At 69.7% G+C, this 14,810-nt stretch carries 10 protein-coding genes and 2 tRNA genes; 5 read left to right on the top strand and 7 right to left on the bottom strand.

Going from position 1 to position 14,810, the window contains the following annotated elements:
• Nucleotides 1–392 precede the first annotated feature (392 nt).
• Entirely contained in the window at nucleotides 393–797 is a 405-nt protein-coding gene (locus tag ACZ60M_RS05570) for a hypothetical protein (protein WP_465415024.1), read from the top strand.
• A gap of 342 nt (nucleotides 798–1,139) precedes the next feature.
• Nucleotides 1,140–2,117 (top strand): chaplin family protein, encoded by a 978-nt coding sequence (locus ACZ60M_RS05565; RefSeq protein WP_465415022.1) that lies wholly within the window; start codon nucleotides 1,140–1,142, stop codon nucleotides 2,115–2,117.
• A gap of 92 nt (nucleotides 2,118–2,209) precedes the next feature.
• Here ACZ60M_RS05565 and ACZ60M_RS05560 read toward each other — a convergent pair whose 3' ends face one another.
• Together ACZ60M_RS05560 and ACZ60M_RS05555 are read right to left on the bottom strand one after the other, a co-directional pair.
• The gene (locus tag ACZ60M_RS05560) at nucleotides 2,210–2,719 is read right to left on the bottom strand and encodes an SRPBCC family protein (protein ID WP_465415020.1); all 510 of its coding nucleotides are present in this window, start codon (nucleotides 2,717–2,719) and stop codon (nucleotides 2,210–2,212) included.
• Entirely contained in the window at nucleotides 2,716–5,235 is a 2,520-nt protein-coding gene (locus ACZ60M_RS05555) for an Hsp70 family protein (protein ID WP_465415018.1), read from the bottom strand. The genes ACZ60M_RS05560 and ACZ60M_RS05555 overlap by 4 nt, the downstream gene beginning before the upstream one ends.
• Nucleotides 5,236–5,368: 133 nt before the next feature.
• On the opposite strand from ACZ60M_RS05555, the gene ACZ60M_RS05550 reads away from it, so the two are divergent.
• On the top strand, nucleotides 5,369–8,437 hold the full coding sequence (locus tag ACZ60M_RS05550; RefSeq protein WP_465415016.1) for a glycoside hydrolase family 3 C-terminal domain-containing protein: 3,069 nt from the start codon (nucleotides 5,369–5,371) through the stop codon (nucleotides 8,435–8,437).
• A 59-nt stretch (nucleotides 8,438–8,496) separates the two neighbouring features.
• On the opposite strand, the gene ACZ60M_RS05545 is transcribed toward ACZ60M_RS05550, so the two are convergent.
• The 5 genes from ACZ60M_RS05545 to ACZ60M_RS05525 all read right to left on the bottom strand — a co-directional run bounded on the left by ACZ60M_RS05545 (nucleotide 8,497) and on the right by ACZ60M_RS05525 (nucleotide 12,838).
• Entirely contained in the window at nucleotides 8,497–9,360 is an 864-nt protein-coding gene (locus ACZ60M_RS05545; RefSeq protein ID WP_465415014.1) for a hypothetical protein, read from the bottom strand.
• 98 nt (nucleotides 9,361–9,458) lie between these two features.
• Entirely contained in the window at nucleotides 9,459–10,343 is an 885-nt protein-coding gene (locus ACZ60M_RS05540) for an NUDIX hydrolase (RefSeq protein WP_465415012.1), read from the bottom strand.
• Nucleotides 10,340–12,388: an RNA degradosome polyphosphate kinase gene (locus tag ACZ60M_RS05535; RefSeq protein ID WP_465415010.1), complete on the bottom strand. Its 2,049-nt coding sequence runs from the start codon at nucleotides 12,386–12,388 to the stop codon at nucleotides 10,340–10,342. The genes ACZ60M_RS05540 and ACZ60M_RS05535 overlap by 4 nt, the downstream gene beginning before the upstream one ends.
• Before the next feature lie 211 nt (nucleotides 12,389–12,599).
• A tRNA-Asp gene (locus tag ACZ60M_RS05530) sits at nucleotides 12,600–12,674 on the bottom strand.
• 91 nt (nucleotides 12,675–12,765) lie between these two features.
• Nucleotides 12,766–12,838: transfer RNA gene (locus ACZ60M_RS05525), tRNA-Glu, on the bottom strand.
• Between the two features lie 216 nt (nucleotides 12,839–13,054).
• Between ACZ60M_RS05525 and pheA the strand changes: the two genes are divergently transcribed.
• Both pheA and ACZ60M_RS05515 read left to right on the top strand, forming a co-directional pair.
• Nucleotides 13,055–13,969: a prephenate dehydratase gene (gene pheA, locus ACZ60M_RS05520; protein WP_465415009.1), complete on the top strand. Its 915-nt coding sequence runs from the start codon at nucleotides 13,055–13,057 to the stop codon at nucleotides 13,967–13,969.
• A gap of 56 nt (nucleotides 13,970–14,025) precedes the next feature.
• Nucleotides 14,026–14,733: an ArsR/SmtB family transcription factor gene (locus tag ACZ60M_RS05515; protein WP_465415007.1), complete on the top strand. Its 708-nt coding sequence runs from the start codon at nucleotides 14,026–14,028 to the stop codon at nucleotides 14,731–14,733.
• Nucleotides 14,734–14,810: the final 77 nt, after the last annotated feature.

Here is a 14,810-nt window from a genome sequence, read left to right as displayed (position 1 = left end):
TTTCCATGCCCAGTCGGGCATATGAGTCATCTACGCATTTCGTGGCCGCAACATCGCAATGTTTTCGAATTTCTTCGCGTCTGGGCGTAACCGCACCCGAGCCTCTCCAGTTAGTCAGTGTGGCCGCGTCACAGCGGCCGGGCCGCAGTGTCACCGGCCCGATGGACAGCGAGCGCGGTCCTCGACTACCCGGCGATCCAGCCGGCCAGGTCGCGGCTGAGGTCCGCAGTCGGCAGGAGCGACCGTCCCCGCGGCGAGCGCGCTGCCTCGAACGCTGGTCAACCACTGACAATTCAGCGATCTTGCACCGCACGGCGGTCGATTCGCGCTGCTTCCCCAGCCGTTCGACCCTTGTCCGCGCGGTACGGAGAAAGGCAACAAAGCAGATGGAAATGCGCACTGTGCGTACGGCGGGCCTCATCGGAGGACTCGCTACGGGGGCTCTGCTGCTCGCCGGAACGGCGGCCCAGGCCGCCGACACCGAGGTCCCGGAATCGACCGGCGACCTCGTGATGGCGACGCCGGAAGCCCTCGGGGGGCTCCCGGTCTCTCCCGACGCCGTGACCGGCCTGGCCGGCGGCGTCACCGACAAGGTCCCCGGCCTGAGCGCCGTGAACTCGATTCCCGGCGTCAACGCCCTGGTGCCGTCCGGCCCCGACGCGGAGGCCAAGGGCGACAACGTCGCGGACAAGACCGCGGACAAGGTCAAGGACCAGGAGGCTCCCGCGGGTGACCCGCTGAGCGACCTGCTCTCGAACCTCGGCGGCGGCCTTCCGGGCGGAGTGCTGCCCTTCTAAGGCTGAACACCCCGCGGCGCGCGCTTCCGCCAGGCGCGCCGCGGACCACGGTCGATGGGCCCGTTCGGGTCCTGCGCGAACGGTTCGGCGAGTCCGCTGCGGTGCACCGCAGCGGCTCCCGGGCGGTCCGTGCGGCGCCTAGCGCGCCGGAAGGCCCGGGCGGCCCCACCGACCGAGCAAGGAAACAGCAAGGCCAGCAAGAAAACTCTCCCGGTTTCAAAGCACCTCGTCCGGTCGCGGGACCCAGCCCGCCGGACGCGAACAACGCTTTCGAGACCACGGAGCTTCACGGGGGATACGTGATGGAACAGCAAGAACCATTTCCCTGAAAGGTGAGACTTCGTGAATAACTCATGGGCACGCAAGACCGCGCAGGCCAGCCTCGTCGCGACGGGGGTCGCCCTCGTCGCCGGTGCCGGCACCGCCCAGGCCACCGGCCCTGACGTCACCACGCAGGACCAGGTCGGAGCGGTGACGGGCAACCAGGTGGTCGCGCCGATCCAGGCGCCCATCAACATCTGCGGCGTGGCCGCGGCCGTCCTCGGCACCGCGAACGCGGGCTGCGAAGGCGGCGCCAGCGCCGACTACGACGGCGCGGGCGACCTGACCACGCAGAACAACACCGGCCTCGGCAACGGCAACCAGGCGTTCGCCCCGGTGCAGGCCCCCACCGACATCAGCGGCATCGCCGCCGCCGTCGGCGGCGTCGCGGACGGCTGGTCCACCGGCGGCTCGCACGCCGACGTCGAGTCCGGCGGGCACGAGGAGTCCGGCAAGGCCGAGTCCGACACGCTCTCGCAGTTCAACTACGGTGCGCTCTCGGGCAACCAGCTGCTCGCGCCGATCCAGGCCCCGATCAACGCCTGCGGCAACGCCATCGCCGTCGGCGGTGCGTCCAACGCCGGGTGCGAGGGCGGCGCCGACGCCGACTACTCCGGCGCGGGCAACCTGACCACCCAGGACAACGTGGGCCTCGGCAACGGCAACCAGCTGTTCGCCCCGATCCAGGCCCCGGTCAACGTGTGCGGCAACGCCATCGCGATCCTCGGCTCCGCCAGCGCCTCCTGCGAGGGCGGCTCGGACGCCGAGATCCCCGGCGGGCACGACCACCACGACAGCCACAAGGAGCTCTCGACCAACGAGTCCTCCAACGTGGACGTCAACGAGGAGATGCTCCCGGCCGTTCCCGGCCTGGACGCGGTGAGCGGCGCGACCGGCGGGCTCCCGCTGGTCGGCGGCCTGGTCGGCAACACCACCTCCGAAGGTGTTGCGGACTCGGTCGCGGGCGTTACCGAGCTCGCGGGCGCGGGCGTCCTCTAAGCACCAGAACGGCCCGCGCCGTCGCAGTGCGGGCCGCTCTTTCCAGATCAAGGGGTCAACGGCGGTCCGCTCTCGAGCGGGCCGCCGTTTTTTCAGTCTTCGAGGAGCTTCAGGCGCCCCTCGAGGGCGTTGTTCATGGACGCGAAGCCCTGCTCGGTGTCGGCGAGGGCGGACTTCATGAGCGGCACGAGGACGCCGGTGAACCGCTCGCCGTGGGTGAGCACCGTGGTGCCGTCGGCCTGCGGCTCGAGCACGAAGTAGTGCTCGCCGTCGAACAGCCCGCCGGGGCCGAGCTTCCCGAGCCAGCGGATCTGCCGGGCCGGGGAGACGCGCAGGACGCGCGGCTTGAACCGCATGGTCTTCCCGTTGCCCTGCAGGAAGACCGCGTTGAGGCGCTCGTCCTCGGCGAGGAGCCCGGAGATCTCGGTGATGAACGGGTTCCACTCGTCGTAGGCCGGGAAGTCGGTGAGCACCGCCCACACCTCGTTCGCGCGCGCGTCGAGGTGCACCGAGGTCTCGATCCGGTGCTCCTTGCCCAGCGCCCACAGGCTGTACGCGGTGGCGGCGGCGATGATCGCGGCCGCGATGATGAAGAAGATCAATTCCCCAGACTCCAGAATCGGATGTTGCCTTGGTCGTCGCCGGTCGCCGCGAACTCGCGGCCGTCGACCATGACAACGATCAGTTCGGTCGGAACCCCGCTCGGAGACTCGAGGTAAACGGTAGCCGAAGTCTCGACGCTCACGATCTGGGCGATGCCGGCAGAGCCGATCGACATGACCGAGATCCCGCTCTCGGTGTCCACCAGCTCGAAGTGGTACTCCGCGCCCGCGTCGGCGGGCACGCCCGGTTCCCAATTCGGCACCTGCTCGTCGAGGTCCCAGAAGTGCAGCATCCCGTCGCTCCCGATCGCCATCGCGTACGGAAAGTCCCAGTAGGAGACGGTCGTGAAGCCGTCGATGCTGTTGCCTTCCCACGTGTCGGCGGTGAACGGTTCGCCGTGGGCGGTGCCGTCCGTCCCAACGATGTCGAGCTGCTGCTCGGGGGTCACCGCCACGATCTCGGAGTCAGACCCGTCCGAGTAGGTGAACAGCCGCGGGTAGCCGTAGCCGCTGGGAAGCGGGGAGCGGGCGATCGTCTCCTGGTTTTCCAGGTCGTACAGCTCGAACTCGCTGTCGCTGAGCAGGGCCAGCACGGGGGCGGCTTCGATGTAGCCGATGCGGACGAAGTCAACCTGGGCGTCCTCCGCGACCATTTCGGGCACGCCCGCGGCCGTGAACTCGGGGGTCGCCGGCGTCCACATGTACGGCTCGTAGTCCTCGCTGACCGCGACCATGATGGCGTCGCCGGACGAGGAGTACGCGGGCCACAGGTCGCCGATCGCCGCCTCGGGCGAGTATTCGACGACCAGCTCGCCGGTGTCGAGGTCCCACAGGTCGATCGAGCCGTCCGCGCCGTTGCTGAACAGCCGCGGTCCGGTGACGCCGTCGAGGAACGCCAGCGACTCGACCGCGCCGTCGTGCGCGCCTTCGATGCTCGTCAGTTCCTCGCCTGCACCGGTCAGGGCCCAGTTCGGATCGAACGACGTGACGGTGTCGCCGCCGCTGTCGAAGCCGTCGTCGGCCGGGTCGTCCTTGGGGCTGAAGTACCAGACGAGTCCGGCGATGACGAGGATGTCGACGAGGACGAACGCGATGATGCCGCGGCGGCTGATCTTCTTGGCGCGCTTGCGTTCCGCCTCGGTGCGGGGCGGTTCGGGCGCGTCGTCGTCCTTCTCGACCGAAACGGGCGGGGTGAACTGCGGGGAGCGCGGCGGCAGGTTCCGCTGGGTCGGGCTCGGTTCCGGTTGCGGCGCAGGGGGAGAAGTGATCTCCTGCGGGGAGGGCAGGGGCTGGTACGTCGGGGCGGTCTGCGGCGGGGCCTGGTAGGCGGGCGCGGTCTGCGGCGAGGGCGGCGCGAGGCGGGCGACCGCCGGGGTGTGCGGCGCGGGCGCGAACCCGGGCTGCTGCGGGGTGCGCTGGATCGGGAACGTCGTCGAGTGCTGCCCGGCGCGCGTCCACAGGACGCTGCCTTCGGCGACGACGACCTCGGGCTGGTCGAGCACGGTGGGCGCGACGCCGAGCGCGCGGTGGAGCATGGTGCCCACCAACGGCATGCGGCTCGCGCCGCCGACGAGGAACACGCCCGCGCTGGAGGCGACGTCGAGCCCGGCGGCGCGGATGACGGCCTGGGTGACGCGGATCGTCTGCTCCAGGTGCGGGTGGGCGATCTGCTCGAGTTCGGTGCGGGTCAGGTGCGCTTCGACGTCGAGCAGCGGGATCGCGATGTCCGACTGCTGGTGGCGCGAGAGGCGCTCCTTGGCGCCGCGCACTTCCTCCTGGAACTCGCGGAAGTACCGCCGTTCCTCCACAGTGGTGGGGTTGACGAGGCGCTTCCAGCCGTCGCGGTCGCCGTAGACCGAGCCGAGGTGCTCGATGAGGGCGGCGTCGATGTCCAAGCCGCCCAGGTCGTTGCGCCCGTCGAGCGCGACGGTCTCGAAGCCGTGCTCGGTGCGGCGCACGACGCTCGCGTCGAAGGTGCCCGCGCCGAGGTCGTACACGACGATGGAGGCGCCGACGGCCATGCGGTGCTTCAGCGCCTCCGCGTAGTAGGTCGCGGCGGCCACGGGCTCGGGCACGAGGTGCACCTGGCCGAGGCCCGAACGCGCGGCCGCGTCCTCGACGACCTGGCGCCGGGCCGGGCCCCACTCGGCGGGCACGGTGAGCGTGACCTGCGCGGGGTTGCCGACGACGCGGCGGCACTCGGCGGCGACGGCGTCCAGGACGGCCGCGATGAGGTCGGGGATCGTGTATTCGCGCGCGCCCAGCAGCGTCGAGGGCCGGTCGATGAGGCGCTTGGGGTTGGGCTCGAAGCGCTCGGGGTGGCGGCGGCCGGCGTGGACGGCGTCGCGGCCCACGAGGAGGCCGCCGTCGGCGTCGGCGCACACCGCCGAGGGCATCAGCGGCGCGCCGTCGAACAGGAGCGGGCGCAGGCTCCCGTCGGCGCGGCGGACCACCGCGATGGTGTGCGAGGTGCCGAAGTCGACGCCGAGCGAAGTTCCTTGGGGGCCGGGGCTCATGAGAGGAATCGTAACGAACGGGGGAGGGAAGGATCGCCCACGCGGTCGCGGGTGCCGACCGGATACCCGCTTGAATTAGTCTGGTCATGCGTCGTAATGTCGTAGGGGACCGCCACCGACTGATAGGACGAGCATGACCGCTCCCGTGTACCTCGACCCGACCAGGCCCGTCGCCGAACGCGTGGAGGCGATCCTCGCCCTCATGACGGACGAGCAGAAGCTCGCGTGCCTCAACCGCGTGCCCGAGACCGTCCTCGCCGACGGCTACACCCTCCCCGGCCTCACCAACGAGTTCAACGAGGTCCTGCACGCCTCCGGCAAGAAGCCCGACGCGACGTTCTTCCCGCAGGCCATCGGCCTCGGCGCGACCTGGGACACCGAGCTCCTGGAGGCGGTCGGCGCGGCCGTCGCCCACGAGGTGCGCGCCCGCGACACCGACGTCTACGCCTCGTTCGGCCCCGTCGCCGACATCCGCTCCAACCCGCTCGCCGGGCGGTTCGAGGAGGGCTTCGGCGAGGACCCGCTCCACGTCGGCGCCATGACCACCGCGTACGCGTGGGGCCTGCGCGGGCGCCACCCCGAGTACGTCAAGACCTTCACGCAGATGAAGCACTTCCTCGGCTACAACCACGAGTGGCACCGCTCGCAGAGCTCCGCGTCCATGGGCGTGCGCGCCTACCACGAGTACCAGGTCGTGCCCTACCGGATGCCCGTCGAGGCGGGCGCGGTGATGGGCGCGATGACCGCGTACAACCTGGTCAACGGCGTGCCCTCGATCATCTCGCCGCTCCTGCAGACGCTGCGCGACGAGTGGACCGGGGACGGCGTGTTCTTCTTCCTGCCCGACGGCTGGGACGGCGTCAACCTGCACACCACCAAGGGCCAGCCCTGGGACACCTGGGAAGTGGACCCGCGCGGCGACGTGCCCTACCCGGCTTCGCTCGCGGCCGAGGAAGGGCGCGACATCGATGCCGACGAGAACGGCGTCTACGCCTCCGCGCTCATGCTCAACGCGGGCGTCTCCCACTTCCACGACGGCTCCGACCTGCCGTTCGTACCGAACGCGGGCAAGGCGGTCGAGCGCGGGCTCCTCGGCGTCGACATGTCCCATGTGGAGCGAGTGGTGCGCGACTGGCTGCACTTCCTCGTCCGCACCGGCAAACTCGACGGCGACGCGTGCGAGTACAACCTGATCCCGGCCGACCCGCACCCGCAGGACCGGCCCGAACACCAGGCGCTCGCGCTGCAGGCCGCCCGCGAACAACTGGTGCTGCTCAAGAACACCGAAGCCGCGCTGCCGCTCCCGGAGACCGCAAGCATCGCCGTGGTCGGCCCGCTCGCGGACCTGAACCTCCGCGACTTCTACAGCCCCACCGTGCCCGCTGCGCGCCGCCCCAGCCCCCTCCAGGCCCTGCGCGAGCGCTTCGGCAACGTGACCCACCACAGCGGCAACGACACCGTCGCGCTGCAGACCGCGGGCCGGTACCTGAACGTCGCCGACAACGGCGTCGTGACCGCCGCCGGGGACGCCCTCGGCGGCACCGAGACCTTCGAGGTCTGGGACTGGGCGCACGAACAGCACATGTTCCGCCACAACGCGACCGGCAAGTTCCTCAAAGCGAACCTCTTGCAGCAGAACGACGGCCCGGCGAGCTTCGAGAACCAGATCGGCGCCGCGGGCGGCGCCGGGCCCATCCTGGTCGCCCTCGACGACGAGATGGAAGACGGCGACGCCTGGTTCACCCACCAGAACCTCCACTACCTGCGAAACGGTGACGGCACAGTGGAGCTGTTCGGCGTGAACCACATCCCCGCCGAAGCCGACGGCCCCTACCACCTGCGCCTCGCCGAGGACGGCTCGCTGCCGCTCGCCAAGGGCGGCAACGCCCTCGACCTCACCGAGACCGTGGTCGAGGACGGCCCTGAAGCGGCCGCTGCCGTTGCGGCCGCAGCCGACTGGGCCGTCGTCTTCGTCGGCAACCACCCGCTCGTCAACGCCCGCGAATGCTTCGACCGCCCCGGCCTCGACCTCGCCCCGCGCCAAGCCGACCTCGTCCGCGAAGTCGCCGCCGCCAAACCCGGCCGCACCGTCGTCGTCGTGGTCTCGGCCTACCCCTTGGCGATCGGCGACATCGCCGACAACCCGGACGTCGCCGCGATCCTCTACACCTCCCACGCCGGGCAGGCCGCGGGCACCGCGATCGCCGAGGCCCTGGCTGGCGACTACGCCCCGGCCGGACGCCTCACCTCGACCTGGCTCGCCGACACGTCCTCCCTCCCGAAGGCGGGCCCGCGCTCCGAGGCCTACCGCGTCAGCGACGTCGACATGCTCGAATACGACGTCATCAGCGCGGGGCTCACCTACCAGTACTCGAAGGCCGAACCGGTCTACGGCTTCGGCCACGGCCTCACCTACACCGAGTTCGCGTACGGCGCCCTCGATCTGCCGTCCTCAGCGGACGCTGCAAAGCGATTCACCGCGGCGATCGACGTGACCAACACCGGCAGCTGCACCTCCGACGAGGTCGTGCTGCTCTTCGCGACCGCCCTTGCATCCGCCTACGGCGACCGCACGCCCGCCCGCCGCCTCGCGGGCTTCGCCCGCGCCAAGGACATCGCGCCCGGCGAGACCCGCCGCGTCGAGATCGAGGTCGACCCGCAGCACCTCTTCGTCTGGGACGTCGTGGGCGGCAGCCGCATCGTCGAGACCGGCACCTACCGCTTCACCGCCGGAACCGCGACCGCCGAGACCGCGATCCAAGGCGAGACCCTGGCCCCGCTCGACCTCTCCTCGACCGCCAACGTCTGGGAGAAGGCGACGATCGCCGAAGGCCTCACCTACTGGGAGATTTCGAAGCTCCACACCCTCAAGCGCGAAGGCGGCTACCACTCCACCGGCTCCCGCCGCGCGGGCAGCCACGTCGGTTTCACCAACGCGATCCTGGACGGCGCCACCGGCATCGAGCTCCGCACCGCCACCACCACCGCCGACTGGACCGACCTCGCCGACCCCGTCATCGAAGTCCGCGCCGCCGCCCCCGACGGCCCCCTCCTCGCCGAAATCGAGGTCCCCAAGACCGCAGGCTTCCAGTCCTTCACCACCACCGAGGCCCCCCTCACCGGAGCCCAAGGCACCCAAGACCTCTACCTCGTCTTCCGCACCGGAGGCATCTACATCGACACCATCCGCCTGACCCGCTAGCTAACAGCAAGAATGGGGGCGCGCAGCCGACCGGCTGCGCGCCCCCTTAACGTTTTCGGCTATTCGTCGAAGAGCCCTGTTGCCGAACCGGAAGCGATGAACTTCGTGATCCAGGTTTCAACCTGCTCCTGGTTGGTGGTGGCCTCGATGCGCTGGCGTTGCTCGGCCGTAATGCCGGTCTGAGTCGCTTCGAGCATGCTGACAAGGATGCGGCGCGACGCCTTGAGTGCACCTTCTTCGCGCAGGCTGTCGCTGTATTCGGAGTGGTACGGGCGGGTCTGCGTGCGCATGAGGTCCTCCAGCATTCGGGCGGGCTCGTCGCCCAGGATCGTGAGCAGGCTCTTGATGTAATCGGCCGCTCGCCCTGGTTCGATGGTACCGAGACGGCGGTCGAGTGTCGAGATGAACAGTTCGGCTTTGGGACCTTTCGGGGACTTGCCGCAGACGGCGGTGACCACAGCCGCGGATGCGGTCGGCAGCAGCTCCGCGTCACCCTCTTTCGGGAAGTCCGACGTCCCGACGGTATGCACCTTGATGGTGTTGTCCGGGCCGATCCGGATGCCCTTCCGATACTTCCCGGCCACGTTGTCATCGGGGCAGACGAGCACCAGCTCGGTCGGCAGTCGGTGGTCCTCGAAAATACGTGTCATGTATCCGGGGAGCCGGAAGTGCTTCTCGTCCTTCCATTCGTTCTGGACCTCGACAATGACGATCCGGTCTTCCTCGTTCGGGAACTTCAGGATCACCACGGCGTCGGCCCGCCGCTCGGTCCTTCCTATGGAGCCGACCGAGGTCGAACGTGTCTCGGCACCGGTGCAGACGGCGAACCGCCTGTCGTTGTCGGCGAGGTCCATCAGCCAAGCCGCCGTCAGCGGCTCGTCTTGGATCGCCTGCACGATGAGTTCGTGCGCCTCTCCTGGCATCGGGGGGAATCCCTTCGTTTCGTGGTTCTCCTGTGAAACGAGTGGGTGACCCCCGAAGACGTGCAATTGTCGGAAAACCGACTGTCTGCTCGAAGAGGTCAGTCGTGGTGCTCGGTTGCTACCACTCGGCCCTCGGCGGTGTGGAAGACGACGAAGGCGCCCTTCTCCAAGGGGCCCACGGGGATCTGGGTGCCGAGGCGGCCGCTGGCGTAGGCGATCATCTCGTCGATGTGCTCGCCGTGGCCGCAGACGACCGCGGGCTCGCCGGACGCCAGGATCTCGTCGAGGCGGGCGCTGGCGGCTGTGGGCTTGCTGGTGCCGAGGGTGAACTCGGGCAGGCCGGAGACGGCGACGCCCTCGGCGGCGCAATACGGGAGCAGCGTCTCCAGGCAGCGCGCGCTCGTCGCGCTGTACGCCCGGCCCGCCGGGTACGCCGACAGGAGCACCTCGAGCTGCTGGGCGCGTTCACGGCCGCGCTGGTTCAAGGGCCGCAGCTCGTCCTGGTCGAACCAGTCCGCTTTGGACATAGCAACGGCATGCCGCACGAACACCAGCGGGACGGTAGCGCGCGCTACCTCGCGGGCGAAATCGGCCAGCACCGGCTGGTCGCGCTCGTAGGTGAGCCGTTCCGAGACGAGGGGCAGCGGCACCCACTCCAGGTCGTCGACCTCGCGCGGGTCGATCGCCTCGTCCACCACATCCTCGTCCGAAGCCGGTGTCGCGCACCAGTAGTCGACCCGCTTGAGCTTGCCCTCCTTGTCGTAGAAGGAGGGAGCGAGCGGGCGGCCGAGCACCGGGCGGATGCCGGTCTCCTCGAAGACCTCGCGCTGCGCGGCCGCGAGCAGGTGCTCGCCGCGCTTGAGCTTGCCCTTGGGGAACGTCCAGTCCCCGTACTTGGGCCGGTGGATGAGGGCCAGCTCGGGCCCCGCTTCGCCTTCGCGCCACAGGACGGCGCCGGCGGCGAAGATCTCTGGTTGGGTCAACGGTGCTCCTGCATGAGTTGTTCCTGGAGGTCGCTCCCGCTCCGCTGGCGGGTCCACAGCCCCAGCGGGCCGAGCCTCCAGGTCCGGATGTCGGCGTCCATACCGCGGTCGAGCAGCGAGGTCAGCTGCGCGCGGTGGGCGTCCCCCTCGACTCGCACGAGCACCTCGACCCGCCGGTCGAGATTGCGGTGCATGAGGTCCGCGCTGCCCAACCATACTTCCGGGTCGCCGCCGTTCTCGAACACGTACACCCGGGAGTGTTCCAGGAAGCGCCCCAGGACGCTCCTGACGCGGATCGTCTCCGACAGGCCCGGCACGCCGGGGCGCAGCACGCAGATGCCGCGGATGTACAGGTCGACCGGGACGCCGGCGCGGGACGCCCGGTAGAGGGCGTCGATGATGCCCTCGTCGGTGAGCGAGTTGCACTTGAACCGCAGCCGCGCGGGCAGGCCTTTGCGGTGGTTCTCGATCTCGCGCTCGATCCGCTCGATCAGCCCGGGCCGCAGGGAGTGCGGGGCCACGAGCAGCCGGTGGAAGTCCTCGTCGCGCGAGAAGCCCGTGAGGTGGTTGAACACGGCGTTCACGTCCTCGCCGACCTCCGGGTCGGTGGTGAGGATGCCGACGTCCTCGTACAGCCGCGCGGTCGTCGGGTGGTAGTTCCCGGTCCCCACATGGCTGTAGCGCAGCAGCGTGCCGTCCGCCTCCTGCCGCACGACCAGCGCGAGCTTGCAGTGGGTCTTGAGGCCGACGATGCCGTACATGACGTGGCACCCGGCCTGCTCGAGCTTCTGCGCCCAGTCGATGTTGGCCTGCTCGTCGAAGCGGGCCTTGATCTCCACGACGACGACGACCTGCTTCCCGGCGTCGGCGGCGCTGATGAGGGCGTCGACGATGGGGGACTTGCCGCTCGTGCGGTACAGGGTCTGCTTGATCGCCAGGACCTTCGGGTCGGCGGCGGCCTCCTCGATGAGCCGCTCGACCGAGGCGGTGAACGAGTCGTAGGGGTGGTGGACGAGGACGTCGCGGTCGCGCATCACGGCGAACATGTCGGCGTCCGGCGGCAGCACCTTCTCCGAGGGCCGGAAGCGCGGGTACTTCATCTCGGTGCGGTCGAGGTCGGCGATCGCGTCGAGCCCGGCGAGGTCGAGCGGGCCGGGCAGCTTGTAGACGACCTGCTCGTCGACGCCGAGCTCGGCGATGAGCCGGTCGAGGACCTTCGTGTCGATGGTGTCCTCGACCTCGAGGCGCACGACGGGCCCGAAGCGGCGGCGCAGCAGCTCGCGCTCGAGGGTCTGGAGGAGGTTCTCGGTGATGTCCTCGTCGATCTCCAGGTCCTGGTTGCGGGTGACGCGGAACGTGTGGTGCCCGAGGACGTCCATGCCGGGGAACAGCTGCGCGAGGTGCGCGGCGATGACGTCCTCGAGGGGCGTGAACCGGCCGGGCGCGACGGCCATGAACCGGGGGAGCAGCGGCGGGACCTTGACGCGCGCGAAGCGGGTGGTGCCGTTGCGGGGGTCGTGGACCTGCACGGCGAGGTTGAGGGACTTGCCGGAGATGTACGGGAAGGGGTGGGCGGGGTCGACGACGAGCGGGGTGAGCACCGGGTAGATGCGGGTGCGGAACAGCTCGTGCATGCGGGCCTGCTCGGCGTCCTCGAGGTCGTCCCAGCGGACGATCGCGATGTCCTCCTTGGCCAGGAGCGGGGCGATCTCGTCGCGGAAGTACTCGGCGTGCTCGATGCTCAGCTGGTGGGCGAGACCGGCGATGCGGGTGAGGACGCGGTGGGGCGAGCGGCCCGTGGAGGTGCGCACGGGCAGGCCGGTGGCGAGGCGGCGGATGAGCCCGGCGACGCGGACCATGAAGAACTCATCGAGGTTGTTGGAGAAGATGGAGAGGAATCTGACCCGTTCGAGCAGCGGCAGTTCGGGGGATTGGGCCAGGCGCAGCACCCGGCCGTTGAACCGCAGCCAGCTCTCTTCCCGGTCGAGGAACCGGTCGGGCGGCAAACCGGTCTCAACGAGGGGAACAGGGTCACTATTCGTCATACATCACAAGGTTAACGAAGAAAATGAACCCACGGTGAACGCGCCTTGAAATTCGCTCACGATCAAGGGATCACCTTCGCCCGCGCCCGGTCCCAGGTGTCCACCAGGTTGCCGGGCCTCCGGTCCGCGCCCTCGGCGGTTCGCGCGCACGGCCGAAGCCGTCCAGGGCAACGAAAAAGCCCGCCGACGAATCGGCGGGCTTTCGATACTGCGGTCCCGACGGGATTTGAACCCGCGACCTCCACCTTGACAGGGTGGCGAGCACTCCTAGCTGCTCTACGGGACCTTGGTCGAACACTTGCGTGTCCTACAAGGCCGTTAAGACCTCTTTATTTATACCAGGCGCTCACCGTGTGACCGGCGCCGCGTCTGGGCTGTACCCCCAACGGGATTCGAACCCGTGTTACCGCCTTGAAAGGGCGGCGTCCTAGGCCCCTAGACGATGGGGGCGCACAGTGATCCTGGCATACAACCTTGAGAGTCGCATTCCGATTTCTCTGGGCTTACCACCGCGGAATTCCGCTTGGGCTCGACAAGCATACGGGACAGCGGGATCTCCGTCCACGGCGGGTCGCCCATGAGACCGCCGTCTCATCCGTAACGGCGCCGCCCGACCGAAGCCGCAGCTCGCGGCCCCTGCCCGGCTGCGCTTGCTAGCGTTGGACCATGGAGTTCGCCTATCTGGGCCCGCGCGGGACCTTCACCGAGGCCGCGCTCCGGCGCCTGCCCGCCGCCAAGACCGCCACCGCCGCACCGATGTCCTCGATCTTCGAGGTCCTCGACGCCGTGCGCCGCGGCGAGGTCGACGCGGGCTTCGTGCCGATCGAGAACTCCCAGGAGGGCACGGTCACCGTCACCGTCGACGAGCTCGTCGACGGCGACCCCCTCGTGATCGTCGGCGAGGTCGTCCTCCCGATCACCTTCGTGCTCGCGTCGGCGAAGCCCGTCGGCGAGATCACCACCGTCGCCTCGATGCCCGTGGCGCTCGCCCAGGTCCGCAAGTACCTGCGCCGCGAGCTCCCGGACGCCGTCGTCCACCAGGCGCTCTCGACCGCCCAGGCCGCCCAGCGGGCCGCCGACGGCGAGTTCGACGCCGCCGTGTGCCCGCCGTTCGCCGCCGAAGCCGTCGGACTCCCCGTGCAGGCCTTCGACATCGGCGACAACCCGAACGCCGCCACCCGCTTCGTCCACGTCGTGCGCCCCGCGGCCCCGCCGGAACCCACCGGGAACGACATCACCTCCCTGGTCGTCTACATCGACTACGACCGGGTCGGCGCGCTCCTCGGCGTGCTCACCGAGTTCGCCATCCGCGGCATCAACCTCACCCGCATCGAGTCCCGCCCCACCGGCGAGGGCCTGGGCCGGTACGCGTTCTTCCTCGACTGCACCGGCCACCTCGCCGACGCCCGCATGGGCGAGGCCCTCATGGGCCTGCGCCGCATCTGCGCCGACGTCCGCTACCTCGGCTCCTATCCCAGGGACCACTCCGACAGGCCCGTCCCGCCGCCCGAGGGCCTGAGCGACACCGACTTCGCCGACGCCGCCGCCTGGCTCGACCGCCTCCGCGCCGGGGGCGCGTGAACTAGCGGGGCGGCGTCCTCGCCGCGGCGCCACGCGGGACGTGGTTAGCTTGAGCCATGTCTGAAACACCTGCTTCAGAGCCTGCGATAGGCGACGACGACCGCGCGGTCCCGCGCCCGCCGGCCCCGCCCGCCGCGCCGCCGCCCCCGGTGCCGCCGCGCCCGCCGGTGTCCAAGATGGACCAGGAGCGGATCAGCGACCCGGAGCGGATGAAGGCCCTCGCCCACCCGGCCCGCATGGCCGTGTTCGACTTCCTCGGCACCCGCCGCATCGAGGGCTTCGACGGCGCGACCGCTACCGAGATCGCCGAGGTCGCGGGCATGACCCCGAGCGCGATGAGCTACCACCTGCGGACCCTGGCGAAGGCCGGGTTCATCGAGGAGGCGCCCAGCCGCGGGGACGCGCGCGAGCGGGTGTGGCGGCTGCGCCTGCACAGCTTCGAGATCAGCGCCGAGCCGGACGCGCCCGAGAGCGCCCAGGTCGTCGAGCGCGAGATGGTGGAGGCGTTCGCGAACGAGCACCAGCGGGCGTTCCAGCGCTGGCTGCAGGTCCGGCACCAGATCGATCCGGGCGTGAAGGAGCTGTCGACGATGGCGAGCGGACGGTTCCGGCTCAAGCCCGAGGAGCTGCTGGAGTTCCGGGTGAAGTTCTTCGAGCTGATGGACGAGTACGTGCAGCGCAGCAACGAGTACACGGAGAAGGGCGACGCCGACGACGGGACGATGATCTTCCGGTACATGCTCCGGCTGTTCCCGAACGTGTGAGGGGCGCTCCCGGGGTCTGAAAGAAAAACTTCGAAAAATCTGAAAAACCTCTTTCGCATCTCGATATGAAAGAGTAG

The sequence above is a fragment of the Glycomyces sp. NPDC050141 genome, assembly GCF_055586545.1.
This window is presented reverse-complemented; position numbering and strand designations above follow the sequence as displayed.

Coding starts and splice junctions, on each gene's coding strand:
- ACZ60M_RS05535 (WP_465415010.1), bottom strand. CDS start 12,388: ATGACGAATAGTGACCCTGTTCCCCTCGTTGAGACCGGTTTGCCGCCC.
- ACZ60M_RS05545 (WP_465415014.1), bottom strand. CDS start 9,360: ATGCCAGGAGAGGCGCACGAACTCATCGTGCAGGCGATCCAAGACGAG.
- ACZ60M_RS05550 (WP_465415016.1), top strand. CDS start 5,369: ATGACCGCTCCCGTGTACCTCGACCCGACCAGGCCCGTCGCCGAACGC.
- ACZ60M_RS05570 (WP_465415024.1), top strand. CDS start 393: ATGCGCACTGTGCGTACGGCGGGCCTCATCGGAGGACTCGCTACGGGG.
- pheA (WP_465415009.1), top strand. CDS start 13,055: ATGGAGTTCGCCTATCTGGGCCCGCGCGGGACCTTCACCGAGGCCGCG.
- ACZ60M_RS05555 (WP_465415018.1), bottom strand. CDS start 5,235: ATGAGCCCCGGCCCCCAAGGAACTTCGCTCGGCGTCGACTTCGGCACC.
- ACZ60M_RS05515 (WP_465415007.1), top strand. CDS start 14,026: ATGTCTGAAACACCTGCTTCAGAGCCTGCGATAGGCGACGACGACCGC.